Origin of the sequence: Spiractinospora alimapuensis (assembly GCF_018437505.1) — a bacterium.
Lineage (GTDB): Bacteria > Actinomycetota > Actinomycetes > Streptosporangiales > Streptosporangiaceae > Spiractinospora > Spiractinospora alimapuensis.
Genome location: NZ_CP072467.1, coordinates 2,626,374 through 2,651,547 on the forward strand (window position 1 = coordinate 2,626,374; position 25,174 = coordinate 2,651,547).

The window sequence follows — 25,174 nt, forward strand, 5'->3', positions numbered from 1 at the left end:
GAAGAGGTTATGTCGTGCCCACACTCCCCTTACGGCTCCCCGCTCTCCCCTTCCTCGTCGTCGGAACACTCCTTCTGTCCGCGTGTGGCTCCGACCCCGCCCCGGAGGAGGACGACGCCGGGGGCGCCGCCGAGGAGACCACGGACACCGAGGAGTCCGAATCGGAGGACGCGTCCGCGGGGGACCTGCTCGCCGACGCGGAGTCCCTCCCTGTCGAGGCGCTCGGCCTGAGCGTTCCGGTGCCCGAGGGTTGGAGGCTAGAGGACCAGGGGCTGGAGTTCGGTGACGCCGCGGTCGTCGCTGAGGACGAGACGTCGCTGGTCGTCATGGGTGGATTCGACGGGGTGATGGAGCCCCCGGAGGCGGGACTCGCTCCGCCGGATCTCGCCGCCCACGGGATGACCGCACTCGCGGAGTTCTACTATCCAGATGGTGTGACCCGCACCGGCCGCAGTGACGAGGAATGGGAGCTGGACGGACTGCCCGGCCACATGGTGGAAGAAGAGCTCACGCCGCCGGATCCCGACGGCTTCTCGGGCACCGTCCAATACCTGGCACTCGACCGGGGAGACGCCGACCCCGTGTTCACGGCAGTCATCCACGAGCCGGGGAACGACGATCAGCAGGATCAGGCCGTCGCGATCCGGGATGCGATCACTTTCGACTGACGTCGATGAGTGGAGCGGCGGGGCCTGGTCCGGCCTCGCCGCTTGCTTGTGGCTCGCTGGCGACCCCGGCGATGCTGAAAGTCGAAGCCGTCGAACAACGAAAGCCGAGGCGCCGCGTGATCCAACGGTGCACCCAGTCCCTGATCCCCGTCGTGGCCCTGTTGGCCCTGGCCGCGTGCGCGGGCGGCCCAGGTGGGGAACCTGGTGCGGACGACGAGGAACGACACCACATTCCCGAGGCGGGTACCCACGTCGTGGTGCCCGACGGCTGGGTGGCGGACACCGAGGACCTGCTCTTCGGTGAAGTCTCGGTGCAGCCGGACGTGTCCGCCATGGAGGCGGACGAGGCGCCGATGGCGATCGTGCTCGTGGGACGGTTCGACGGGCTGTTCGTCGGTCCGGAGAGCGGGTCACTCCAGGACGTCGCCACCTCCAACGCCGCCAGCTTCGCGGAGTTCCTGTTCCCGGAGCCCGGGGAGCGCACGACCCTGGTGGACGAGGAACGGGAGATCGACGGTAATCCCGCGCGTGTGGTGGAGTTCGAGATCACCCAGGGGGAGACGCTGACCTACAGCCGGTTCCTCGTCGTCGACCGGCAGAACGACGACCCCGTGTTCGCCTACTTCGCGCACACCGAGACACCGGACGACCTCGTGGAGGAGGGAAACCACGTGCTGGACTCCCTCAGCTTCGACTGACAGGCACCGGCTGGCCCGCACCCCCAGGGTGCGGCGGCTAAGCGGCGAACCGTCCACCCCCGTCGCCGCTCCGCCTAGGCTGGAATGATGTCCTCGTCCAACTCCCTCGTTCTGCGTCCTTGCGCCGGCCCGTCGGAATGGCCGCACCTCGCCCGGATCTGGCGCGGCGCCGTCACGGCCACGCACGACTTCCTCACCGAAGCCGACATCACCTACTACGAGGAGCGCCTGACGACGACGTACCTGCCGGCCGTGGAGGTCACCGTCGCAGAGATCGACGGTGAGGCCGTGGGCTTCTCCGGCGTCGCCGACGGAACCCTGGAGATGCTGTTCGTCGACCCGTCCCGACACGGCCACGGCACCGGAACAGCGCTCCTGTACGCCGCGTTCATGCACAACCCGGAGTTGCGCGTGGACGTCAACGAACAGAACCCCCAGGCGGTGGAGTTCTACCACCGCCGAGGGCTCGTCACCATCGGCCGCAGCCCGACCGACGGCGAGGGGCGCCCCTTCCCCCTGCTGCACCTCCGCGCGCCAACCACCCAGTAGCGAGGGACCAGGCCCCGGCGACCTCCTGGACACGACGCCTCGGACTCAGCGATATTTGCTGGGTGACGCACGCGGACGCGACGGCCACACCACGCCGTGTGGCCCCGACAGGAGGTGTGAACGTGGGGTTTCCCCCCGCCGCATACCAGGCCACCTCGGGTGGAGCGCTCGACCTTGACCGCGACTTCTATCGGCGTCTCGCCGAGGCCGACCACGAACTGGTGGACTCATTCGAGATCCCCATCCGATCGGGCCGCGCGTGGTCCGTACCCGAGGGCCATCTGTGCCGGATCGTCACGGTGGACGGCCCCCAGGTGGGGGACCTCAACGTCTGGAACGCCAACGATCCCCGCGAACGGATGTGGGCGGCACGGACCCGGCAGCTCCAGCGCGCACACGTCACCACCTACGACCGGCTGTGGTCCAATCTCCCTTTCCTCCGCCCCCTGGTCACGATCACCAGCGACACCCTGGCCGACTACGGCACCGACGCCGAGGGCGGTCGCGTACACGACCTCCTCGGAACGCGCTGCGACCCCTACGTCAACCAGATGCTCACCGGTGAGGCCTTCGACTACCACTGTCACTCCAACCTCGTCCGGGCCGTCCTCCCCCACGGACTCACCGAGTTCGACGTCCACGACGTGCTCAACGTCTTCCAGTGCACCGGGCTCAACGACGAGGACCGCTACTTCATGAAGGCCTGTCCGGCCCAACCGGGGGACCACTTCGAGTTCTTCGCCGAACTCGACCTGCTCTGCGCACTGTCCACGTGCCCCGGCGGCGACCTCTCCGTACCCCTGTGGGGGCCGGAGGCCCGCGACCCCCTCGACACCTGCAACCCCATCGGCATCGAGGTCTACCGCCCCGACCCGGCCCTTCTCGAGGGCTGGCACCCACCCCAACGCGCGGCGTACGCAAACCTGCACGGGATGCGGCTCCCTGAGTGGAGCGAGCGGGGGCAGAGTAGCTAGGGGCGGATCCGCCAAGCACGGGAACCGGCCTCTCCGTCGCGCGGCCACACCGTGGAGTCGGCGCGACGACCCTCGAGCGGAGGGGCTGGTTCCTCCACGCTCACTCGTCCACCATGTGCGCGGCTGAGGGATTCGGCGCGGGACGTGAGCGGTCACGAGCGCTGGCTCGGCAGCGTGCCGTACTGGTTGGCGTAGATCTTGCCGGGCAAGGGACGCGTGAACTTGATGCCAGCCCAGGTGTCATCGATGCGCAGACAAGTGCTCTCGACCATGTTCAAGTCGTAGCCGATCGCGATCACCGACCTCATGGTCAGATCCGTGCCGAGTCGACCACCCTTGGGCCAGGACACCCAGAGCATCCCGCCGACCCGCAGATGGTCCCGGAGACCACCGAAGGACGCGCGCATGTCCTCCTGGCGGATGACGAACAGGTGCAGGTAGTCGAAGTCACCGGCCAGCTCGCCGGGCAGGTCCAGGTCCGGCAGCTCCATCGCCGCCACCGCGACGTCTGGAGCCCCGACCAGATGGGCCCTGCTCCCCGCGCGCACGCCCATCTTCCGTGCCACGGTCTTGGTCGTCATGAACGGATTCTAGGTTCCCCGTATCGCCCCACCGGCGAAACCCACGCCGCTACGACGCCCGCGCCCGCCCTCCACCGACCGGGGAGGGCCGATCCTTGGCGAATCGGCGCCGGTGCGCGGACGGGGTCGTACCAGCCACGGCCCGAAGCTGTTTGCGCAGGGCCGCACCAGTACCGATGCCCACCTTCTCGGCGATGGCCTCGACCGCGAGGTCGGTCGACTCCAGAAGCTCCTGCGCCCGGCGGATCCGCTGCTGGGTGAGCCACGTTCCCGGGGAGATCCCCGTCTCCGCGCGGAAGCGCCGACTGAAGGAGCGGACACTCATGTGGGCCTGGGCCGCCCATTCCGGAACGGTGATCCGGGTCCCCAGGCGTTCCAGGGCCCAGGCCCGACTCGCCGCGGTCGAGGAACCGGTACCCGTCGGGCGGGGCAGCTCGATGTACTGGGCTTGGTCGCCGTCGCGCCACGAGGGGGCGACGCAGTGGCGCGCGACCCGGTTCGCCGCCTCCCACCCCGCGTCGCGGCGGACCACGTGGAGACACAGATCGATTCCGGCGGTCAGCCCGGCGGAGGTCAGGACGCTCCCCTCGTCGACGAACAGCGCGGTCTCGTCGAGGTCGACGTCCGGATAGTGCTCGCGGAAACGGGAGGCGTGGTTCCAGTGTGTCGTCGCCCGACGTCCGGCGAGATACCCGGCGGCGGCCAGGGCGAACGCCCCCGTGCACAGCGAGATGACGCGGGCGTCCTCCGGGATGAGCGCGACGGCCGCCGCGGTCTCCGGGTCCATCGTCCCCTGCCGGTAGACCGATTCCCGCTTCGTTCCCGGAACGACCACGGAGTCGGCCCCGGCGAGTGCGTCCAGTCCCGATCCGGGAGTGAGCACGTAGTCGGAGGCGGTGTGGGCGGGCGTGCCACCGACGGAGCACACGCTGACGTCGTACAGCCGTCGTCCGTCCTGGTCCACCGCGCTGCCGAAGATCAGGGGCGGGATCGTGGCGTCGAAGCCGACGACCGGTGGCAGGAGCAGCACGACGACGCGGTGCGGCGTCCCCTCGGGCCGCTCGCCACGTCCATTACGATCATCGGCCATGGCCGGATTGTTTCACAGCGCATCGATCGGGCCACAGCCCCGGCCGCTCCGTGCCTTCGATCCGCCGCACCACGGTTGGCCGAATCGTTTCTGATGTTGACCTTTCGGCCACTGGCCACCGCCGACCGGACCACACAGACTGACGGTCGTGCGTAACAGTCGTTCTCCCTGGTACATAGCGATCGTCATCGCCGCCTTCTGCACGCTGATCGGGGCGGCCGGGTTCCGGTCCGCTCCCGGCGTGCTCATGAATCCCCTCCACGAGGAGTTCGGGTGGTCCCACGGGACCATCGGCGGCGCCGTCTCGGTGAACCTGATCCTCTACGGCCTCTTCTCGCCCTTCGCGGCCGCCCTCATGGAGCGGTTCGGTGTCCGCCGTGTCGTCGCGACCGCGCTGCTCCTCGTCGCCGTGGGAAGCGGACTCACCGTCTTCATGCAACAGGCGTGGCACCTGTGGCTGCTCTGGGGCGTCGTCATCGGGGCGGCGACCGGATCCATGGCGATGTCCTTCGTGTCGATCATCGTCGGACGCTGGTTCGTGGCCCGCCGTGGACTCGTGTCCGGTGTCCTCACCGCGGCCGGAGCCACGGGCCAGTTGGTGTTCCTCCCGCTGATCGCGGCGTTGGCCGGCAGCTACGGTTGGCGCACACCGGCCCTCGCGATCGGCCTGGCCGCCCTGCTGACGATCCCCGTGGTCCTCCTCATGCTCAGGGACTACCCCAAGGACGTGGGGCTGCTCCCCTACGGTGCGCCGAAGGACGATCCCTCGGTCCAGGAGCCCACACGACGCCCAGGCTCCGCCGTGCTCGCCACGTTCACCACCCTGGGCCAGGCCGCCAGGACACGGACGTTCTGGCTGTTGGCCATATCGTTCGCCATCTGCGGCGCCAGCACCAACGGACTGATCGGAACCCACTTCGTGCCCGCCGCGCACGACCACGGGATGCCCGCCACCACCGCCGCCGGACTCCTCGCCCTGATCGGTGTGTTCGACATCCTTGGCACGGTGTTCTCCGGCTGGCTCACCGACCGGTTCGATCCGCGCCTGCTGCTGGTGGCCTACTACACCCTGCGCGGCGGATCACTCCTCTTGCTCCCCGCCCTGCTCGGCCCCGAGGTGCATCCACCGATGTGGGCGTTCATCCTCTTCTACGGCCTGGACTGGGTGGCCACGGTCCCACCCACCATCGCCCTGTGCGCCAACCGCTTCGGACAAAGCGCACCCGTGGTGTTCGGCTGGGTCTTCGCCTCCCACCAGGTAGGCGCCGCGATCGCCGCCGGCGGCGCCGGCTACCTCCGGGACACCACCGGAAGCTACGACGCGGCCTGGACCATCGCCGCCGCCCTATGCGGCGTCGGAGCCGTCCTGAGCTTCCTCATCGCCAAACCCCTCGTCCTCGCCGCCCAACACCGCGCCGACCAGGAGCGGGCGGAGAACGAAGAGGAAAGACCGGAGCCACTCCGCACAGGTTGACGAACACCCCCGACACACGAAGAGATCCCCGCGACACGATGGTGTGTCGCGGGGATCTCCTCACTTCTGGTGGAGGTGGCGGGAATCGAACCCGCGTCCTTCAGTACCGAATCAGGGCTTCTCCGGGTGCAGCCTCGTGTGTCGTTCTGCTTGGCCTCAGCGCTCGTACGAGGCGCGTCGCTGACAGGCCCAGCCACGTAGATTTCCCAGTTAGGCCCCGTGGCCTGATCTAACCGGTGAGTCCCCTAGACGATGCCGGGTCCTGAGGCGGGGACGCACTCAGGCCGACAGAGTCGCTACTCGCTTATGCGGCGAGGGCGAACTCAGTGCGCTTGTTATCGGCACTTGTATTTATACGATCGCATTATTGACGAGGTCACGATCGCCACCCTCGACCCGCTTCCCCTGAAGCGATCACCGAAGTCGAAACCGATCACCCCCATGTTGAGTTGTCAACCGGCGCCGGAACGCCGGGCACTGGAGCCGCCGAACGACTCCAGGTTCACCGTACCGTGAGAACGTTCCGCGCTCCAAGTTGATTCCCGTCGGGGGCAGAGAAGAACCCTCGTGGGCGCGGACGAGAACCGTCTGACGCGCCCGACGAGGGCGGCCGGCTGGGTCGTGCGCCGGCTGGGGCAGAAACTCCCCCGAGACGAGCATCTGCCCGGGGACCGGTCTCCGTGACCCCCCTTCACGGACCAGTCACCCGGAAAGACGCGGACACACCACCAGGGGGTTGATCCGCGCTGGCCTGGGATCGGTAAAACTCACCCCAGGAAGGCGTCAACCACCTTGGTGCTCGAGGTCCTCCGGCGAGGGCTGATCCGCCTGGGAGTCGGGGTCCCCGACGTAGTCGGGGGGCAGGGCGACCAGGAAGTCCGCTGACGCGCCCACGGCGTACTGGGTGCCCAGGCCCACCACGAGGTGCTCGTAGGGGGCGTCGACCTCGATCGCGGTGGCGAAGGCGACATGCCCCTGGTAGCCCACGAACCACTGCACGACGCGGTCCTCGCCGTCCACGTTCTGGGGGACGGTCGCCACCTGGCCGTGGACCGGCACCGTCCCGACACCCGCCGCGGAGGCGCGGCCGGAGGTGACGGTGGTGCGCATGAGCTCCCGCAACTGCTCCAGCGCGTCGGAGTCCAGGCCCGCCTCGGCGAGGTCGGTGTCCTCCGCCGTCACCTGGTCGAGTTCGTCGGAGCTGACCAGGGTGGGTGAACGCCACGTGCCGTCGGCGACGGCACCGGCGGCGAGCGCCATGCTCAGCGGGCTGACCGTCACACCCGTTTCACCCGCCGCGGTGGCGGCGGTGTCACCCGGTCCGGCCGGGGTCTCCACCGATCCGGGGAACGCGTCCACCGGCAGTTGCCACTCCGCCCCGATCCCGAACGTGGCCGCGGTGTCGGAGAGCGCCTCCGCGTCGAGGTCCTCTCCGAAGGCGGCCAGGCCGGCGGAGCAGGCCTGCGCGAAGTTCTGTTGCAGGGTGGCCTCGCCCCAGAGCTGCTCCCCGCTGAGGTTGGCGACCGAGTGATCACCGAAGCTGCCCTCGGGGTCGCAGGCGGCGGTGTCCTCGGGCGAGACCCCGGCGGCGAGCATGGCCGCCCCCGAGACCACGCTGAAGGCCGCGCCCGGACGGTACTCGGCGGTCAGGGCCGCGTCCTCGTCGAGATCGGTTGGATAGTCCGCCGCGGCGAGGACGCTTCCGTCCCGGGAGTCGACCGCGACCATCGAGCCGCGCACGACGGGTTCCTGCACCTCACCGCTGGCCAGCGCCTCCTCGGCGGCTTCCTGGACCTCACGGTCGAGGGTCGTCTGCAGCGTCCCGCTGGCGCTCCCGCTCCACTGTTCGACGTCGTCGACGTGCGCGCCGTCCTCGTCCAGGGTCACGATCCGCGCGGTGGCCGTCCCGGAGAGACGCTGTTGGTAGGCGGCCTGCAGGCCGTTGAGACCGACGGTGTCCCCCGCCTGGTAGGGGCCGCCCACCCGGTTGGCGATGTTGTGCTCGTCTGTGCCGGCGACCTCCCCGACGAGGCTGGGGGCGACCTCGGGGGTGAGGGGCATCGTCGTCTCTTCGGTCTCGACCCCGTCGATCCCGCCGGCGCTGCGCACGAGCCCGGAGTCGACGTCGTCGGCGCGCATCAGCACCAGCGGCTGGAAGTCCTCCGGAGGGGCGGAGCGGACCCGGTTGAGGAACGGTGCCGGGTCCTCGTCGAGGAGCTCGGCGAAGGCGTCGATGCCCGCCTCCATGTCGGGCATCTCGCCGGGGCGCACCCCGAACGCGACGACCTCCGTCTCCTCGACCAAGGGCTCGTCGTCACGGTCGAGGATCTGGCCACGGTCGGGGACGTCATAGGTGACGGCGAGTCGTTCCTCGCTGTCCAGCAGGGGGTGGATTACCGTGGGCCCCCAGTCGATCAGCCAGCGGCCGCCGTCACGGTGCAGCGACATCGTGCCCGAGTACTGCCACACCGGGTCGCCGATGCCGAGGTCGGCGTCGACCTCGAAGGTGGCCTCAGCGGTGTCGCCGTCGCGGGAGACCGCACCGAGCGCCAGCCGCAGGGCGGCGAGGTCGAGCTGGTCGTGGAACGCCGTGAGCTGGGCGGCGACCTCCTGCGGGTCACCGTCGGTACGTTGGGCCGCGGCCTCGTGGTTCCCGCTCTGCCATTCCAGCAGGAACTCCCGGACCGCGACCTCCGCGCTGGGTTCGGCGCCGCATCCGACTAACGCCCCAGCCGCGGTGAGACCGAAGGCAACCGCGGCGCTCCGGCGAAGACGGCCAAACAGCACCCTGGTTCCTTTCGACTAGCGGCGGCGACGCATCGCGCGTTCGATGTCGCGTTGCGCGTCGCGGGCCGCGATGTCCTGGCGCTTATCGTATTCGCGTTTACCGCGTGCCAAGGCGATCTCGACTTTAGCCTTGCCGTCGGAGAAGTAGAGGGACAGGGGCACGATAGTGAGTCCCGCCTCCTTGGTCTTCGCCTCGAGCCGGCCGATCTCCTGACGGTGCAGCAGCAGCTTCCGGGTGCGGCGTGGCGTGTGGTTGGTCCACGTCCCCATGACGTACTCGGGGATGTGCACGTTGTGCAGCCACACCTCCCCGTCCCGTATGGAGGCGAACCCGTCGGTGAGCGATGCGCGCCCCGCGCGCAACGCCTTCACCTCGGTGCCGGTGAGTACCAGCCCCGCCTCGAACGTATCCACGATGGCGTAGTCGTGCCGCGCGCGCTTGTTCTGCGCGATCAACTTCCGCCCTTGCTCTTTTGCCACCCTTGTCCGGCCTCTCTAGACCATCTAGACCTTCAGATATCGCCGCAGGGTGATGAAGGATGCCACAAGACAGATCAAAACGCCCAGGATTATCGTCACGCCGATCACGTAGAACACCGAGCCCAGGCCGAGCGTGATGTCGAACTGGAACCAGCTCTGGACCCGGTCCAGCAGGGTGAACTTCGCGCCGACGATGAACGCCGAGGCGATGAAGCCACCGAGGAGCCCGGCGACCACGCCTTCCAGCAGGAACGGTAGCTGGATGTAGAAGTTGGAGGCGCCGACGAGCCGCATGATGCCCGTCTCCCGCCGTCTGCTGTACGCCGAGAGGCGGATGGTGTTGCCGATCAGCAGCGCGGCGGCGGCCAACTGGACGAAGGCGACGGTCAGGGCTCCCCACTTCAGCCCGTCGAGCAGTTCGAAGAACTGATCGAGCACGGCCTGGTCGTCGGAGATCGAGTCGATGCCGTCCATCGAGGCGATGCGGTCCGAGACACCGTCAACCTCGCCGGAGTCCCGCACCGACACCCGGAAGTTGTCCGGGATGTCGCCTTCCTCGGTCGCTTCGACCAGCGCCTCGTCACCGGCGAAGCGCTCCTCGAAGTCCGCGTAGGCCTCGTCCAACGGCACGTAGCGGACGTCGGTGACCTCCGGCATGGACCGAAGTTCGTCCTCGATGGCCTGACGGTCCTCGTCGGTCGCCGCACCTTCCTCCTGGCAGACGCTCGTGGTCGAGCTCTCGGTGCAGAGGAAGACCGTCATCTGGATCCGCTCGTCCCAGAAGCGGCGCATCTCGTTGACCTGCTGGTTGATCAGCAGACCTGTGCCGAACAGCGACAGTGAGATGGCGACGGTGATGATGACGGCGATCGTCATCGTCAGGTTTCGGCGCAGGCCGATCCAGATCTCGGAGAGTACGAACTGTGCTCGCATGATGTGTAAAGGGTCCGTCCTTCAGTGGCAACGCCCGCGGGGCGGCCTAATACGCCTGGCCGTAGACGCCGCGTGACTGGTCGCGGACGACGACGCCGTCCTCAAGTTCGATGACGCGCTTACGCATCGAGTCGACGATCGCCGCGTCGTGGGTCGCCATGAGGACCGTCGTCCCGGTCCGGTTGATCCGGTCCAGCACCTTCATGATGCCGATGGACGTGGCGGGGTCGATGTTTCCGGTCGGCTCGTCGGCCAACAGGATCTGTGGGCGATTCACGAACGCCCGCGCGATGGCGACGCGCTGTTGTTCACCACCGGACAGTTCGTCCGGCATTCGGTTGGCCTTCCCCTCGAGGCCGACCAGGTCGACCACCTCGGGGACGACCTTCTTGATGAACCGTCGGGGCTTGCCGATGACCTCCAGCGCGAAGGCGACGTTCTCGAAGACGTTCTTGTTCGGCAGCAGCCGGAAGTCCTGGAACACGCATCCGATGCGGCGCCGCAGATGCGGCACCTTCCAGTTGGACAGGCGGGCGAGGTCCTTGCCCGCCACGTGAACCTGCCCACGGGACGGCCTTTCCTCGCGTAGCACGAGCCGCAGGAAGGTGGATTTCCCCGAGCCCGAAGGCCCAACGAGGAAGACGAACTCGCTCTTGTCGACGTGGATGGACACCGATTCAAGAGCGGGTCGCTTTTGGGTCGTATAGACCTTGGTGACGTTCTCGAAGTGGATCACAGGCGAATCACAAGGTTCCCGGAGTCAGGTGTGCCCTAACGGGTAGTCCTAAGCCGTACTTGGCATGACGACCTCTGGGCCAACCGACAGTGTAGAGGCGGCAGCGAAGTGCCATGGCCAGAAGCGCGACCGTCCCGTCGGGAGCGTGTCAACTGCTGACGGCCACGATATCCGTATTCAGATCGTTAGCAACCCCGACGCGATGATTTTACTGTTCGTGACTCCGCAACCAGCGGATTTCCGAGTCGATGAAAGGATCTAGATCACCATCGAGAACCCCGGTCGGGTTGCCCGACTCCTCGCCGGTACGGAGGTCCTTGACGGTCTGGTACGGGTGCAGCACGTAGTTGCGGATCTGCGTGCCCCAACTGGTGCCGCTGTCCCCCCGCAGCTCGTCGAGTTCGGCCTGCTCCTCTTTGCGCTTGCGCTCCAGCAGCCGGGCCTGGAGCACCGTCATCGCGGTCGCCTTGTTCTGGAGCTGACTCTTCTCGTTCTGGCACGAGACGACGATCCCGGTGGGGACGTGGGTGATGCGCACCGCGGAGTCGGTGGTGTTCACGCTCTGCCCGCCCGGGCCCGAGGACCGATAGACGTCGATACGCAGCTCGTTCTCGTCGATCTCGACGTGGTCGCTGGTCTCCACGACCGGTACGACGTCGACCCCGGCGAAGGAGGTCTGGCGCCGGTTCTGGTTGTCGAAGGGTGAGATTCGCACCAGTCGGTGGGTGCCGTGCTCGCCCCGCAGGGTGCCGTAGCCGTAGGGCGCGTCCACCTCGAAGGTGGTGGACTTGATCCCCGCCTCCTCCGCGTAGGACGTCTCGTACACCTTGGTCGGGTAGCCGTGTCGTTCCGCCCACCGCAGGTACATGCGCTGCAGCATCTGGGCCCAGTCGGCGGCGTCGACACCGCCCGCCTGGGAGTTGATGGTGATCAGGGCCCCGCGCTCGTCGTAGGGCCCGGCGAGGAGGGTCCGCACCTCCAGGTCGGCCATGTCCTTGCGCAGGGAGGCGAGCTCCTGCTCGGCCTCGACCCGCGTGTCGGGGTCGTCCTCCGCCTCGGCGAGCTCGAACAGGACGCCCAGGTCCTCGACGCGCTGGCGCACCGACTCCACCTTGTTCACCTCGGACTCCAAGGCGGACAGCCGGCGTGTCACCACCTGCGCGGTGGCCTGGTCGTTCCACAGCTCGGGATCGCTGGACTGCTCGCGGAGCTGGTCGATCTCGGTGTGCTTGGCGTCGAGATCCATGACGGCCTCCACGCTCGCCAAGGTCGACGTGAGATCCCTCATCTGCTGTGTCGCGTCGATGTCTGCCACGTGCCCAATTCTAGGTCGTTTGGGGTGGCGACTCCCCCGCGGCGGTCCCCGGGGGCGCGGCGGCGCACGAACGGGCCCCCCGTCCACCAGGACGAGGGGCCCGCACATCCACAAGGTTCGGGGCCGGTCTAGACGAGTTCCCGCACCGAGCGCACCGCGACCGAGAGTGTCGCCAGGTCGAAACGTTCGGTCTCCCAGATGTCGGAGAGCACCGCGCTCGCCTGGGCCAGCCGGTGGGCGTTCTGCGCGCTCCAGTTGGCCAACAGCTCCTCGGGCTCGGCGTCCGCGGCGCCCGAGACCAACACCGACTCGGTCAGGTCCGCGTGGGCGGCGTAGAGGTCGTCACGGACCGAGGTCCGCGCCATCGTGTTCCACCGGTCGTCCCGCGGCAGGCCGATGATGCGTTCCCGCAGTCGGCTGAGCTGTAGCTGGTCGGCCAGGTAGAAGTAGACCCGCGCCACCGACCGCAGCGGCCGGTTCGTGTCGCCCGCGACCGTCACGAGGCTCAGAGTCGAGTAGGCGGGGACCAGACCCGCGACCCGTTCGGCGAGCTCGTGGGGCACGCCCCGGCTCTCCAGGCTGCTCCGCCGTTCCTCGAACGCGGCCAGGTCGCGTCCCTGGAGCAGGTCGGGAAGCTGCGGCACGATGGCCTGCGCGGCGGACCGGAAGGACTCGATCTCCTCGGTCAGCGCGAAGGGCGCCGTCCGGTTGCTGAGCAGCCAGCGACTGGCCCGCTCGGCGAGCTTGCGGGCCTCCAGCATCATGGTGAGCTGGGTGTCGATCCCCACCCGGCCCCGCAGCTCCTCGACGTCGTTCCAGAACTGGGGCAGGTCGAACACCTCCCGCACCACGAGGTAGGCGCGGGCGATGTCGGCCTTGCGCACCCCCGTCTCCTCGTTCACGCGGAACGCCAGGGTGGAGCCCATCCGGTTCACGAGGTCGTTCACGACGCTCGTCGTGATGATCTCGCGCTCCAGCGGGTGGGTCTCCATCGCCTCGGCGTAGCGTTCGCGCAGCGCCTCCGGGAAGTAGTCGCGCAGAGTCCGCCGCAGGTAGGGGTCGGCCGGCAGGTCGGAGGCGAGGATCTCCTCCTCCAACTGGATCTTGGTGTGCGCGATCAGCACCGCGAACTCCGGGCTGGTCAGGCCGGTCCCCATCGACCGCCGCTCGGCGATCGCGCGGTCGTCGGGCAGGAACTCCAGCCTCCGCTTGACCTGGCCGGACCGCTCCAGGTCCCGGATGTAGCGAGCGTGCACGTGCAGCATGCTGGACGCCTGCTGACGGGACGCCGCCAGTGCGACGTTCTGCTGGTCGTTGTCGGCGAGCACGAGCTGCGCGACGGTCTCGGTCTGGTCCTTGAAGAGCTGGTCGCGTTCCTCCTTGGACAGCCGGCCGGCCCGTACCTCCCGGTCCAGCATGATCTTGATGTTGACCTCGTGGTCGGAGGTGTTCACCCCGGCGGAGTTGTCGATGAAGTCGGTGTTCACCCGGCCACCACCGAGCGCGAACTCGATCCGGCCCAACTGGGTGAGTCCGAGGTTCCCGCCCTCTCCGACGATGCGGCAGCGCAGCTCGGCGGCGTCGACGCGCACCGAGTCGGTGCTCTTGTCCCCCACCGAGGCGTGGGACTCGGCGGTCGCCTTGACGTAGGTGCCGATCCCCCCGTTCCAGAGCAGGTCGACTGGAGCGCGCAACACCGCCTTGATCAGCTCCTGCGGTGTCAACGCCGTCACCGGGGCGCCGTCGACGTCCGGGATGTCGAGGGCCTCCCGCACCTGCGGGGTGATCGGGATGGACTTGGCCGTGCGCGGGTGCACACCGCCGCCGGCCGAGATGAGGGACTGGTCGTAGTCCGCCCACGAGCTGCGGGGAAGCCGGAACAGGCGTTCCCGCTCGACGTAGCTGGAGGCCGCGTCCGGGTCGGGGTCGAGGAAGACGTGCCGGTGGTCGAACGCCGCGACCAGGCGGATGTGGCGGGACAGCAGCATCCCGTTGCCGAAGACGTCACCCGACATATCGCCGACGCCGACAGCGGTGAAGTCCTGACGCTGGACGTCGACGCCCATCTCCAGCCCGTGGTACTTGACCGACTCCCACGCGCCGCGGGCCGTGATCCCCATGCCCTTGTGGTCGTAGCCGACCGACCCGCCCGAGGCGAAGGCGTCGCCCAGCCAGAAGTCCCGCTCCGCCGCGACACCGTTGGCGATGTCGGAGAACGTCGCCGTCCCCTTGTCGGCCGCGACCACGAGGTAGGAGTCCTCCTCGTCGTAGCGCACCACGTCCTCGGGGTGCACGATCCCGCCGTCCACCCGGTTGTCGGTGACGTCCAGCAGGCCGCTGATGAACTGGGTGTAGCAGGTGACCACCTCGGCCTGGACGGCGTCACGATCGCCGCCCACCGGCAGCCGCTTGCACACGAAGCCGCCCTTGGCGCCGCTGGGCACGATGACGGCGTTCTTCACCATCTGCGCCTTGACGAGCCCGAGGATCTCGGTGCGGAAGTCCTCCTGCCGGTCCGACCAACGCAGCCCACCGCGCGCCACCGAACCGAACCGCAGGTGCACACCCTCGAACCGCGGGGAGTACACGTACATCTCGAACCGTGGCCGGGGCGCGGGCAGGTCCGGGATGCGCTGCGGGTCCAGCTTCAACACCACGTAGGGCTTGGGCTGGCCGGCGTCGTCAGGCTGGAAGTAGTTGGTGCGCAGCGTGGCCTGGATCGTCTCGAGCAGGGCCCGCAGGATGCGGTCGTGGTCCAGGCTCTCCACCTGGTCCAGCACCCCGTACGCCTCCTCGGCGATGGCGTCGGTGCGCTCCGCGCGCTCCTCGGCCGGCAGGTCACCGGGGGTGAACCGGGACTCGAACAGCCGCACCAGCACCGCCGCGAGGTGCCGGTTCGCCGCCAGAACCCCCGCGATGTAGTCCTGGCTGAACGTCGTCCCCGCCTGACGCAGGAAGCGGGCGTAGGCGCGCAGGATCCCGACCTGACGCCAGGTGAGCCCGGCCCGCACCACCAGGGTGTTGAACAGGTCGGACTCGGTGTCGCCGCCCCACAGCGCCACGAAGGCGTCCTCGAACAACGAACGCAGCGTGGAACGCGACACGTCGGCGCCCGGAAGGTCGCCGAGCCCGAAGTCGTAGATCCAGAACCGGTCACTCGGGTTGTCCGGGGAGGCCACCTCGTAGGGAAGCTCCTCGACGATCTCGGCGCCCATGTGCTCCAGCAGGGGGAGCAGCCGCGACAGCGACAGGTGCGCACCGGCGCGGTACACCTTCAGCCGCCAACTGTCGCCGGACTCGTACAGCTTCACCTGGAGGGTGTCGGGGTCGAGGGTGTCCAGGCGCGCGACGTCGTCGACGGCGACGTCCGGGCTGACGTCGATCTTGTAGCTCTCGGGGAGCGCCGCGGTGAAACGTCGGGCGAGCGCGCCGGCCCGGTCCGGGCCGAACTCCTCGCCCAGCTTCTCGAACAGGTCGTCGTCCCAGGAACGCGACGCCGCGGCGACCTGGCGCTGGAGATCGGCCTGGTCGACCTCGGCCAGGGAGTGGCCCTGGTCCCGGTTGGCCCGCACGACCAGGTAGAGCATGGCGAGGGGGGCCGAGGTGACCATGACCGAGTGGTCGATGGTGGCGCCCTCGAAGGTGTCGAGGAGGACGTCCTGGATGTCCATCCGCACACGGGTGGTGTAGCGGTCCCGCGGCATGTAGACGAGGCAGGTGACGTAGCGCCCGTAGTCGTCGCGCCGCATGAACAGGCGGGTGCCCCGTTGCCCCCGCAGGCGCAGCACGCCGTTCACGGCGTCGTGCAGGTCCTGCACGCTGATCTGGAAGAGCTCCTCGCGGGGGAAGAGGTCGACGACCTCGATCACGTCTCGCCCGTCGTAGCTGTCGGAGGACAGCCCGGAGATGTTCAGGACCTCGGCGAGCTTGCGGCTCAGGATCGGGATCGTGGACACGCTGGTGGCCTCGGCCTCGTGCGTGTACAGGCCGAGGAAGCGGCGCTCCCCGACGACCCGTCCGGCCTCGTCGAACTTCTTCACACCGATGTAGTCGAGGTACTTCGGCTGGTTCACGGTCGAGCGGGAGTTCGCCTTGGTGAGGACCAGCACCTTGGGGTCACGGGCACGTTCCTGGGCCTCGGCCGGGAGCGCCGCGAAGCTCTCCGAGCGCGGGGCGTCCTGGCGTAGCAGGCCCAGACCGGAGCCGGGGACGGCGCTGAGCGCGAGCGCGCTGTGGTCGACGTCCTCCGGGGCCTCCCCCTCGGTGGTGACGAGGTCGTACTCGCGGTAGCCCATGAAGTTGAAGTTGCGTTCGCCGAGCCAACGCAGGAACTCCGCCGCCTCGCGCACCTCCTGCTCCTTGATTCCCGCGGACAGCATCGGGCCGAGGTCGGCGGACAGCTCGTCGGCGAGCGTCGCGGCGCGACGACGGAGCTTGTCGGCGTCCTCGTCGACGTTGCGGACGTCGCCCAGGACACGCTCCAGGCCCGCGAGCAGCGCGTCGTTGCCCGCTGGATCGCTCTGGCGGTCCACCGTGATGTGCATCCACGACTCGGGGATGGGCTTGAGGTCCGGGTCCCGTGGCTCGACGCTGCGCAGCTCGCCAGTCAGTTCCCGGTCGACCTCCAGCTGTGGGTGCAGCACGCGGCGCACCGCCAGCCCGAACCTGGTCAGCTCGCTGGTCACCGAGTTGACGAGGAACGGCGCGTCGTCGGTGACGATCTCCACGACCGTGTCCTCGGCCCCCCACTCCCCCGAGCTGGGACTGAAGACCCGGATCTTCGGCCGCCCCGGGACACGGTCCTTGCCGAGCTCCAGGTGCGTGTCCGCCGGCCCGCAGATCTGGGCGGCGGAGAGCTCCGCCAGCTCCTCGGAGGAGACATGCCGGTAGTAAAGCTGGAGGTACCGTTCGGCGAGATCGGTGTCGGGATGGGCGTCACGCCAGGTCCCCAGGGCCTCGCGCAAGATCTCGTACTTCGCGCGTGCGGGAAGCTCAGACATCGGCTCACTTCCTTGTGAGTGGTTAAAAGTGGTGCGCGCCACCCCGTCGGCACGCACCGACACATCCTTCGCGGGGGACGCCGTTGTCCCTTTCGCCGCATTCCAGACCAGGCTACTTCGCGGGCCTCGTCCACCTCGCTACCGACACCACACAGCAAAGACTGACCAGTGGGGACAGGGAGGACTTACCGCCCAGTTACTCATCGACCGCGACACAGCCGCCATCAGGGAGAATCCGCACAGATCCCCCAGAACGCCACTCTCGCTTTGACGTGCCGAAATACGCGTGGTGGTAGTGCACGGACCCGGGATCCTCCCAGAATCCCAGTGGCAGGGACGGCATCGCGCGCGTGAGAGTGAGTTCCCCCACAGTGCCGGGCGCGCCGTCCGCCGGGTCCCGCGCGTCCAGTGCCTCCACCCGCGCGCCCAGGAACCGCGCCGTCGGCACGCCGGAGCGAACCGGAAGCAGGGGAACCGGGCCGGCGAGCATGGTGCACGCCTCCGCGGACTCCAGGAGCGCGCCCAACTGCACGTCCGGCCCCATGTTCGCCACCGCCCACTCCGTGGCGGCGGGTGGTGGTGTGGGCCCGGTGGTGACGACGCCGCGCAGCGCGCCCAGGTCGAAGCGTTCTCCCGGTCGGGCCCCGGCCCGTTGACTATCCGCGAGGTAGCCCGACGGCATGCCGAGGCACGTGACGCCACTGTCGGCGGCGACCGACCACAGGGTGTCGGTCCGGGGGTAGGTGGGGCTGCCCGCGTACACCAGGGCCGTGGCCCCGGTGAGCAGCGCGCCGACCAGGTAGTGCCAGGACGTCTGGGCGGGGTTGGCGTGCCAGCCGAGGACGTCACCGGGACCGAGATCGTGGTGGAAGCTCAGGGCCTTGAGGTGCTCCAGGACCACACCGCCGTGCCCCTGCACCACTGGGCGTTCCCGACCAGGGACCTGGCGCAGCCACAGGGGGTGGTCGAAGGGGACGAATGCCGCGCGTGTGGGGTCCTCGCCCTCCCCGCCGGTGAGGCTCTGCCAGGGGACGGCACCCGGGAGTTCCCGGCCCTCGGCGGAGGGGACCTGGATTGTGGCGGTGAGACTGGTCAGCGCCGAACGGACGGCGCCGACGGACTCCCGGAGGTCCCGGGGACACGCCCTCGACCCGGTCGGAGTCGGTGGCGACCAGGACCTTCGGTGTCACCCAGGCGAACCGCCGAACGGCCTCGCGTGGGTCGGTGTCGGGGGCGGCGGCCGTCCACACGGCGCCGAGGCTGGCCGTGGCGAGCATCGAGACCACGGCCTCGGCGGTGGCGGGCAGGAGGCACGCCACCCGGTCCCCGGAGCCGACCCCGAGCTCCCGCAGGGCGTGGGTGACGTGTGCGGTGGCCGTGGCGAGCTCGGCGTAGGTGAGTCGCGTCTCTCCCCCCGCCTCCGAACGGGCGATCACCGCGACCTGGTCGGGCCGTTCCCGGGCGTGCCGGAAGACCTGGCGTACGTAGTTCACTCGGGACTCGGGGAACCACTGGACGGAGGCGACGTCGTCACCGGTGCTGACGGGGCCCCACCCCCGTTCCCCGGCCACGTCGAAGTAGGGCCAGAGGGAGTCCCAGAAGTTCTCCGGCTCGGTGACCGACCATCGCCACAGCTCGCCGTAGGAGGTGAGGTGCTGACCACGGTCACGGGCGAGCCAGTCCATGTAGGCGGTGGCCCGGGCCCGCTCCCGGATGACCACACTCGGTTCCCACAGGAGGGACGAATCGACGACGGACGGTCCACTGGTGTGGACACCTGGACGGACTTGAGTCAACGACGACAGGCTGGACATGCTGAATGCGACCTCCCAAGGGTGGCCGGCGACCGCGCGTGGAGCACCCCTCCTGGGCATGCCCGCTTTCGGAAGGGACCCTACGTGGTTGTCGTATCACCCGAAGGGGGTTTTCCTGTCACCATTCGGTGAGCTGGATCACTCGGTGGCTCGCTGGATCGCGGTGACGACGGCCACGGTGTCCTCCAGGTCGTCCAGCACGATCTCGGCACCGGCCTTGCGAAGCTGGGCCGCGGTGTCCAGGCCGGAGACCACGCCGATGGGGGTGACCCGACCGATCAGCGCGGCCTCGACGTCGCGGACGGAGTGACTGACGTAGACCGTCGAGGCGTCGGGGAAGCTCGTGCCGCGGCTCTGCTCCGCCCGCATCCGGGTGAACTGGATCAGACTCGCCTTGAGGTAGTTCTGCGAGCCGAACCCGCCGACCTCGAGGTTGAGCAGACTGTCCAAGCCGAAGGCGGCCAGCTTGGCGACCGCGTTGGGCTTGATGCCCCCGGTCACGACCGTCTGCACCGTGTCCGGCAGCGCGGCGACGGCGCGCAGCGCGTCGGTCGCCCCCGGCAGCAGACGACCCTTGGTGCCGACCTCGCGGCGCCGCGCCGCGAAGGCCTGCTCCAGCGCGTCGAGGTACAGCGGCAGCAGCGTCTCGTCGTCGGAGGGGACGTTGTTGCGGGCGAGGAACGCGAAGAACAACTCCGAGTCGGTGGCCCCCGCGGTGGGAGCGAGGTAGACCAGCGGGTGTCCCGTGACCTTCTCGAAGGCCTCCGCGTACGCGGCACGAGCCACCCGCTCGACGTCGACCAGGGTTCGGTCGATGTTCCAGAGCACCAGCCGGCTAATGATTGGCTCCTTGAGTCACAGGGGGGACAGCGCTTTGCCCCTATATTGCCCTACTACGCCGGGATCCCGCAGGGGACTGACGTGCGAAGGCGCCGGACCGCGCGAACCGCTGTCCCGGTGCGGCGGGCGCGCACGCGCGGGCGTCGACGCCGGATCAGCCCATGTGCGGGTAACGGTAGTCCGTCGGGGGCACGAAGGTCTCCTTGATCGCCCGGGGGCTGGCCCAGCGGATCAGGTTGAACAGCGACCCCGCCTTGTCGTTGGTCCCGCTGGCCCGCGCCCCGCCGAAGGGCTGCTGGCCGACGATGGACCCGGTGGGCTTGTCGTTGACGTAGAAGTTGCCGGCGCTGAACCGGAGCCGTTCGCTCGCGCGCCCGATGGCGGCGCGGTCCCGGGCCAGCACGGCACCGGTCAGGGCGTAGGGCGCGACGTCGGCCGCCTGGTCCACGACCGCGTCGAAGTCGGTGTCGTCGTAGACGTGCACGGACAGGATCGGGCCGAAGTACTCGGTGGTGAAGACCTCGTCCTCCGGGTCGGTGCACGTCATCACCGTGGGCCGCACGAAGTAGCCCTCGGAGTCGTCGGTGTGTCCCCCGGTGAGGACGTCGATCGTGTCCGTTTGGCGGGCGCGCTCCAGGGCTGCGGTGTGCTTGGCGAAGGCCCGGTCGTCGATGACGGCGCCCATGAACGTCGACAGGTCCGCCGCGACGTCACCCATGCTCAGTGACTCCACCTCGGACAGGAACCCGTCACGCATGTGGTTCCACAGGCTGCGGGGCAGGTAGGCGCGGGACGCCGCCGAGCACTTCTGCCCCTGGTACTCGAAGGCGCCGCGCACGAGCGCGGTGCGCACCACGTCGACGTCGGCCGAGGAGTGGGCGATCACGAAGTCCTTGCCACCCGTCTCCCCCACGATGCGGGGATAGGAGCGGTAGTTGGCGATGTTCTCGCCGGCGGTTCGCCATAGGTGTTGGAACGTCCGGGTGGAGCCGGTGAAGTGCAGGCCGGCGAAGTCGGGTTGGGCGAGCGCGACCTCGGAGACCGCGGTGCCGTCGCCGGTCACCAGGTTGATCACGCCGGGGGGAAGGCCGGCCTCCTCCAGCACCCGCATGATGAAGTACGCGGAGAAGGTCTGGGTGGGGGCGGGCTTCCACACCACGACGTTGCCCATCAGCGCGGGCGCCGTGGGCAGGTTGCCGGCGATCGCGGTGAAGTTGAACGGGGTGACCGCCAGCACGAAGCCCTCGAGCGGTCGGTACTCCTGACGGTTCCACACCCCGCGCGTGCTCAACGGCTGCTCGGCGTAGACGCGTCGGGCGTAGGCGACGTTGAACCGCAGGAAGTCGATCAGTTCGCAGGCGGCGTCGATCTCGGCCTGCCAGATCGACTTGCTCTGACCGAGCACGGTGGCGCCGTTGATCGTGGCCCGCCACGGCCCCGCGAGCAGGTCGGCGGCTCGGAGGAAGATGGCGGCGCGGTCGTCGACGGACATCGCGCGCCAGGCGGGAGCGGCGTGACGCGCGGCGTCGACGGCCTCGGCCGCCTCGGCCCTGGTGGCGTTGCCCATGTAGCCGAGCACGTGGCGGTGCTTGTGGGGCTGGACCGCGGCGATGGGCTGTCCCGTGCCCGCCTGTTGCACGCCGCCGATGGTGTGGGTGAGGTCGAGCTGGTGGGCGGTGAGCCGTTTGATCTCCGCCTCGACCTCGGCCCGTTCCGCGCTGCCCGGCGCGTAGGTGAGGTTCGGTTCGTTGACGGGAACGGGCACGGTCGTCTCGGCGTCCATCGTGGCCCTCCTCTGTCTGAATCACGGCTGAATCACCGCCGCAGGACGGCGGGCCCGTCCGGTGACCGACTCCGCGGTACGGCGGGAGCGGCGGTCGCTCGGTGGTCCTCCGCGGGCCGCTGGGTCGACGGCGCGGCCGATCCCCGGACGGACCGCCGGTGTCGCGTTCGCCTGACCTCGGCGGCCACGGGCGGGTCGATGCCGGCTGGGCGGCCACTGGTAGCCCTACCCACGGCGTCACCCGCGCTACCGCGCGAGCTCCACCCATGGCGACGGAGTGGCGCGCGTTACGATGCAAATTCGGACAAACTTCCCAGCCGGGGGTGTTTTCCCTGGTAGGGACCAGACCTGTGGGAGGACCACACACCGTGGACGTCAACAACGAGCAGTTACGACGGGTCTACAAACTCAGTGGGCCGGACGAGGCCCGGGACATCTATGACGAGTGGGCGGCGTCCTACAACGAGGACCTGCGGGACATGGGCTACGTGGGTCCGCGCGTGGCCGCCCAGCGGCTGGCCGAACTCGCCACACCGGGTTCGACCGTGGTCGACACCGGATGCGGGACGGGGCTCGTGGGCGCCGCGCTGCTGGAGCTCAAGGCGGACCTGATCCTGGACGGGGTGGACATCTCCCCCGGGATGCTGGAGGAGGCGCGCGGCACGGGCGCCTACCGGAACCTGGTCGCGGCGGACCTGACCCAGCCGCTTCAGGTCCCCGACAACAGCTACGACGCGGCCATCTGCGTCGGAACGTTCACCGACGGGCACCTCGGCCCGGCCGGGTTCGACGACCTGGTGCGTGTGGTGCGCCCGGGCGGCATCATCGTGGCCACGGTGCAGAGCCAGGTGTGGGAGGCGGAGGGCTTCCGCCACCACCTGGAGGAGATGACGCGCGCCGGTACCGCCACCCTGCGGGAGGCCAACGAACGCCCCTACCACGAGATCACCTGCCGCCTCTGTGTGCTCGACGTCCCCTGACCGGGCCCCTTCGTCGGGCGGCGAGCGGAGCGGAGCCTGAGCGCCCTGGGGGCGCCGTGGTCTAAGCTGGCCGGCGTGATCGACCTCAAGGCAGCCCGACAGGACCCTGAACGCTTCCGCGCGGCGCTGGCGCGCCGCGGCGCCGCCACCGACTTCGACGAGCTCCTGGCCGCCGACCGCGTCTGGCGCGAGGCGACCGAACGCACGGAGGGTCTGCGCGCCGAGCAGAAGCGATCGTCCAAGGGCGCCCCCGACGAGGAGACGATCGCCCGGCTGCGCACGCTGAAGGCGGAGATCGCCGAGTCCGAGCAGTCCCTGGCCCAGGCCGACGAACGGCGCCAGGAACTGCTCGGACGGATCCCCAACCTCCCCGACCCCACCGCGGCGGAGGGGTCGTTGGAGGAGGACGCCGAGATTCTGCGCACGTGGGGTGAGCCGCCGTCGTTCGCCTTCGAGCCGCGGGACCACCTGCAACTGGGGTCCTCCGCCGGCTGGGTCGACATGCAGCGCGGCGCCCGGCTCTCCGGCTCACGCTTCGCCTACCGCTTCGGCGACGTCGCCCAGACGGAGATGGCGCTGTACCGCTTCGTGCTGGACCACGTCGCGGCCAAGGGCTTCATGCCGGTGCTCGCCCCGGTCCTGGTGAACGAGCGGGCCATGTACTCCACCGGTTTCCTGCCGACGGAGGAGTCCAACCTCTACCAGGTGGAGCGGGACGACCTCTATCTCACCGGGACCTCCGAGGTGGCCCTCGCCGGTATCCACATGGACGAGCGGCTCTCGGGGGACGAGCTCCCATTGCGCTACGTCGCCTACTCGACCAACTTCCGGCGGGAGGCGGGCGCCGCGGGCAAGGACACTCGGGGCATGTTCCGCGTGCACCAGTTCGACAAGGTCGAGATGTACGTGTACTGCCTGCCGGAGCACTCCAAGGACATCCACGAGGAGCTGCTGGCGAACGAGGAGGAGATCGCCCAGGCGATCGGTGTCCCCTACCGGGTCATGAACATCGCCGTCGGCGACCTCGGCGCGCCCGCCGCCAAGAAGTACGACATCGAGGCGTGGTTCCCGACGCAGCGGCGCTACCGGGAGATCACCTCCTGTTCCAACACCACCGACTACCAGGCTCGCCGGCTCAACACCCGGTTCAAGCGGGACGAGGACGGACCGACGGAGTTCCTCCACACCCTGAACGGCACCGGCACCACCGCGCGAACCCTGCTGTCGTTGATGGAGAACTTCCAGGACGAGGGCGGCGTCGTCGCCGTCCCCGAGGTCCTGTGGGCCTACGGAGCCCCCAAGACGATCGGCCGCGCCGAGTAACGACTGAGCGATTCGGTGTCCGCGCGGTCGATGTCCGTGGGGACGCCTAGGATCACGCCTGCCCGAATCACCGGCACGGTGCCAGCCGCCCGAGTGATCACGTCCGGGGGGCGGATCCGACGCGACACGGTCGTGAGGAAGCGCTTCCCTTGTCGTTTGGGAGGTACAGGTGAGGATCCACCACGGGGATGAGCTGTCGGTCTCGAGTGTCGGCCAGGGGCGGTGACCGCCGAGGCGGAGCCGGGAGCGCTCCTCGATCTGGTTCTCGCCCCGGGCAATGACCCCTGGACCGAGGAGATCGTGCGGGCCGTCGCGGAGGTCGCGCGGCGCGCGGGTGTCGAGGTCGGCGTCTCCACCGCGTCCGGTGCGATCGAGGATGTGGACCGGTGGACGAGGTCCATGCGCGCGCGAGGGACACGTGGCGTGATCCTCGTCAACTCCGCCTCAGCCCACACGATCCAGGACGGCGTCACGCGCGACGGCGGACTCGACGTGCCCCTCGTCGTCGTAGACCCCTCGGGTGGAACCGCGGCGATGTCGCGATGGTGGGTCCCACCAATTGGCTGGGGGCGGTGGCCGCTGTAGGGCACCTGGTGGATATCGGGCACCGCCGCATTGGTGTATCACGGGGCCGTTGTCTATGCGGCACAGCAGTGACCGGGTCGAGGGGTACCGCGCGGCGCTGGAAGCCGGCAGGACCGAGGTGGACGAGTCGCTGATCATCGAGGTCGATCGACTACTGGTCGAGGGCGATCTCGGGCAGGTGTGTGGGGGGAGGGCTGCCCGCGCGTTGCTCGATCGCGAGGATCCGCCGACCGCGATCTTCGCCTGCGACGACCACCTGGCGCTCGGGGCTTTGGAAGCCGTCCCAACCGACTACTCGAGCCCCCGGGCCGTCAGCGTTGTGGGATTCGACGATTTGCCCTACACCATGTTCAACCTGCCCCTGCTGACCACGATCGGGCAGCCAGTGCGGGAGATGGCGATGTACGCGACACGCATGGTCCTCAACCACGTTCCTGGCACACCGCTGCCGGCTGAGCGCGTGGAGTTCCCCACGGAGTTCGTACTGCGGGAGACCGCGCACGGCCCAATCCCCTCCACCGCGGACTGACGTGAAGGGCTCGGGACGCCGGTCACAGGCGTGGC

21 protein-coding genes and 1 other RNA gene are annotated in these 25,174 nt (G+C 69.1%); 9 read left to right on the plus strand and 13 right to left on the minus strand.

Annotation, left to right across the window (positions count from 1 at the left end):
• Positions 1–14: 14 nt before the first annotated feature.
• The 4 genes from J4H86_RS11995 (at position 15) to J4H86_RS12010 (ending at position 2,889) form a co-directional block, all read left to right on the plus strand.
• Complete coding sequence (locus J4H86_RS11995) at positions 15–668, plus strand: hypothetical protein (protein ID WP_236543579.1); 654 nt, start codon at positions 15–17, stop codon at positions 666–668.
• Positions 669–739: 71 nt separating this feature from the next.
• Positions 740–1,366, plus strand: a complete 627-nt coding sequence (locus tag J4H86_RS12000) for an alanine and proline-rich secreted protein Apa (RefSeq protein WP_236543580.1) — start codon at positions 740–742, stop codon at positions 1,364–1,366.
• A gap of 87 nt (positions 1,367–1,453) precedes the next feature.
• Positions 1,454–1,915 carry a GNAT family N-acetyltransferase gene (locus tag J4H86_RS12005; RefSeq protein WP_236543581.1) on the plus strand — a complete coding sequence of 154 codons (462 nt, stop codon included), beginning with the start codon at positions 1,454–1,456 and terminating at the stop codon, positions 1,913–1,915.
• 122 nt (positions 1,916–2,037) lie between these two features.
• Positions 2,038–2,889 (plus strand): urea carboxylase-associated family protein, encoded by an 852-nt coding sequence (locus J4H86_RS12010; RefSeq protein WP_236543582.1) that lies wholly within the window; start codon positions 2,038–2,040, stop codon positions 2,887–2,889.
• A 152-nt stretch (positions 2,890–3,041) separates the two neighbouring features.
• Here J4H86_RS12010 and J4H86_RS12015 read toward each other — a convergent pair whose 3' ends face one another.
• A complete protein-coding gene (locus tag J4H86_RS12015) occupies positions 3,042–3,470 on the minus strand; it encodes a hypothetical protein (protein ID WP_236543583.1) in 429 nt (142 codons plus the stop codon).
• 49 nt (positions 3,471–3,519) lie between these two features.
• Positions 3,520–4,560, minus strand: a complete 1,041-nt coding sequence (locus tag J4H86_RS12020; RefSeq protein ID WP_236543584.1) for a GlxA family transcriptional regulator — start codon at positions 4,558–4,560, stop codon at positions 3,520–3,522.
• A gap of 148 nt (positions 4,561–4,708) precedes the next feature.
• Between J4H86_RS12020 and J4H86_RS12025 the strand changes: the two genes are divergently transcribed.
• Positions 4,709–6,034 (plus strand): MFS transporter, encoded by a 1,326-nt coding sequence (locus J4H86_RS12025; protein ID WP_236543585.1) that lies wholly within the window; start codon positions 4,709–4,711, stop codon positions 6,032–6,034.
• Between the two features lie 67 nt (positions 6,035–6,101).
• Here the strand turns inward: J4H86_RS12025 and ssrA are convergent.
• The 11 genes from ssrA to pruA form a co-directional block, all read right to left on the minus strand.
• Positions 6,102–6,475: a transfer-messenger RNA gene (ssrA, locus tag J4H86_RS12030) on the minus strand.
• A 342-nt stretch (positions 6,476–6,817) separates the two neighbouring features.
• Positions 6,818–8,821 carry a penicillin-binding transpeptidase domain-containing protein gene (locus J4H86_RS12035; protein WP_236543586.1) on the minus strand — a complete coding sequence of 668 codons (2,004 nt, stop codon included), beginning with the start codon at positions 8,819–8,821 and terminating at the stop codon, positions 6,818–6,820.
• Between the two features lie 15 nt (positions 8,822–8,836).
• Entirely contained in the window at positions 8,837–9,301 is a 465-nt protein-coding gene (gene smpB / locus J4H86_RS12040) for an SsrA-binding protein SmpB (RefSeq protein ID WP_236543587.1), read from the minus strand.
• Between the two features lie 24 nt (positions 9,302–9,325).
• Positions 9,326–10,234 carry a permease-like cell division protein FtsX gene (ftsX, locus tag J4H86_RS12045; protein ID WP_236543588.1) on the minus strand — a complete coding sequence of 303 codons (909 nt, stop codon included), beginning with the start codon at positions 10,232–10,234 and terminating at the stop codon, positions 9,326–9,328.
• A gap of 46 nt (positions 10,235–10,280) precedes the next feature.
• Positions 10,281–10,970, minus strand: coding sequence for a cell division ATP-binding protein FtsE (gene ftsE / locus J4H86_RS12050; protein WP_236543589.1), 690 nt, complete (start codon positions 10,968–10,970; stop codon positions 10,281–10,283).
• A gap of 208 nt (positions 10,971–11,178) precedes the next feature.
• A complete protein-coding gene (gene prfB / locus J4H86_RS12055) occupies positions 11,179–12,258 on the minus strand; it encodes a peptide chain release factor 2 (protein WP_394356510.1) in 1,080 nt (359 codons plus the stop codon).
• Positions 12,259–12,413: 155 nt separating this feature from the next.
• Positions 12,414–17,285: an NAD-glutamate dehydrogenase gene (locus tag J4H86_RS12060; RefSeq protein WP_236543591.1), complete on the minus strand. Its 4,872-nt coding sequence runs from the start codon at positions 17,283–17,285 to the stop codon at positions 12,414–12,416.
• Positions 17,286–17,481: 196 nt separating this feature from the next.
• A complete protein-coding gene (locus tag J4H86_RS12065; protein WP_236543592.1) occupies positions 17,482–18,186 on the minus strand; it encodes an acyl-CoA synthetase family protein in 705 nt (234 codons plus the stop codon).
• Positions 18,131–19,006 (minus strand): AMP-binding protein, encoded by an 876-nt coding sequence (locus tag J4H86_RS12070; RefSeq protein ID WP_236543593.1) that lies wholly within the window; start codon positions 19,004–19,006, stop codon positions 18,131–18,133. Before J4H86_RS12070 ends, J4H86_RS12065 begins: the two co-directional genes overlap by 56 nt.
• A 231-nt stretch (positions 19,007–19,237) precedes the next feature.
• Positions 19,238–19,927: an HAD family hydrolase gene (locus J4H86_RS12075; RefSeq protein WP_236543594.1), complete on the minus strand. Its 690-nt coding sequence runs from the start codon at positions 19,925–19,927 to the stop codon at positions 19,238–19,240.
• 166 nt (positions 19,928–20,093) lie between these two features.
• Complete coding sequence (pruA, locus tag J4H86_RS12080; RefSeq protein ID WP_236543595.1) at positions 20,094–21,722, minus strand: L-glutamate gamma-semialdehyde dehydrogenase; 1,629 nt, start codon at positions 21,720–21,722, stop codon at positions 20,094–20,096.
• 368 nt (positions 21,723–22,090) lie between these two features.
• On the opposite strand from pruA, the gene J4H86_RS12085 reads away from it, so the two are divergent.
• The 4 genes from J4H86_RS12085 to J4H86_RS12100 all read left to right on the plus strand — a co-directional run bounded on the left by J4H86_RS12085 (position 22,091) and on the right by J4H86_RS12100 (position 25,139).
• A complete protein-coding gene (locus J4H86_RS12085; protein ID WP_236543596.1) occupies positions 22,091–22,702 on the plus strand; it encodes a class I SAM-dependent DNA methyltransferase in 612 nt (203 codons plus the stop codon).
• A gap of 75 nt (positions 22,703–22,777) precedes the next feature.
• A complete protein-coding gene (gene serS, locus J4H86_RS12090; RefSeq protein ID WP_236543597.1) occupies positions 22,778–24,025 on the plus strand; it encodes a serine--tRNA ligase in 1,248 nt (415 codons plus the stop codon).
• A gap of 222 nt (positions 24,026–24,247) precedes the next feature.
• A complete protein-coding gene (locus tag J4H86_RS12095) occupies positions 24,248–24,610 on the plus strand; it encodes a type 1 periplasmic-binding domain-containing protein (RefSeq protein ID WP_236543598.1) in 363 nt (120 codons plus the stop codon).
• Positions 24,546–25,139, plus strand: a complete 594-nt coding sequence (locus J4H86_RS12100) for a LacI family DNA-binding transcriptional regulator (protein ID WP_269134562.1) — start codon at positions 24,546–24,548, stop codon at positions 25,137–25,139. The genes J4H86_RS12095 and J4H86_RS12100 overlap by 65 nt, the downstream gene beginning before the upstream one ends.
• Positions 25,140–25,174 lie beyond the last annotated feature (35 nt).

Bases quoted from the DNA above. Each gene is read 5' to 3' on its own strand.
- J4H86_RS12000 (WP_236543580.1), top strand. From the start codon at position 740: ATGCTGAAAGTCGAAGCCGTCGAACAACGAAAGCCGAGGCGCCGCGTG.
- J4H86_RS12005 (WP_236543581.1), top strand. From the start codon at position 1,454: ATGTCCTCGTCCAACTCCCTCGTTCTGCGTCCTTGCGCCGGCCCGTCG.
- J4H86_RS12015 (WP_236543583.1), bottom strand. From the start codon at position 3,470: ATGACGACCAAGACCGTGGCACGGAAGATGGGCGTGCGCGCGGGGAGC.
- J4H86_RS12020 (WP_236543584.1), bottom strand. From the start codon at position 4,560: ATGGCCGATGATCGTAATGGACGTGGCGAGCGGCCCGAGGGGACGCCG.
- ftsX (WP_236543588.1), bottom strand. From the start codon at position 10,234: ATGCGAGCACAGTTCGTACTCTCCGAGATCTGGATCGGCCTGCGCCGA.
- prfB (WP_394356510.1), bottom strand. From the start codon at position 12,258: ATGAGGGATCTCACGTCGACCTTGGCGAGCGTGGAGGCCGTCATGGAT.
- J4H86_RS12060 (WP_236543591.1), bottom strand. From the start codon at position 17,285: ATGTCTGAGCTTCCCGCACGCGCGAAGTACGAGATCTTGCGCGAGGCC.
- pruA (WP_236543595.1), bottom strand. From the start codon at position 21,722: ATGGACGCCGAGACGACCGTGCCCGTTCCCGTCAACGAACCGAACCTC.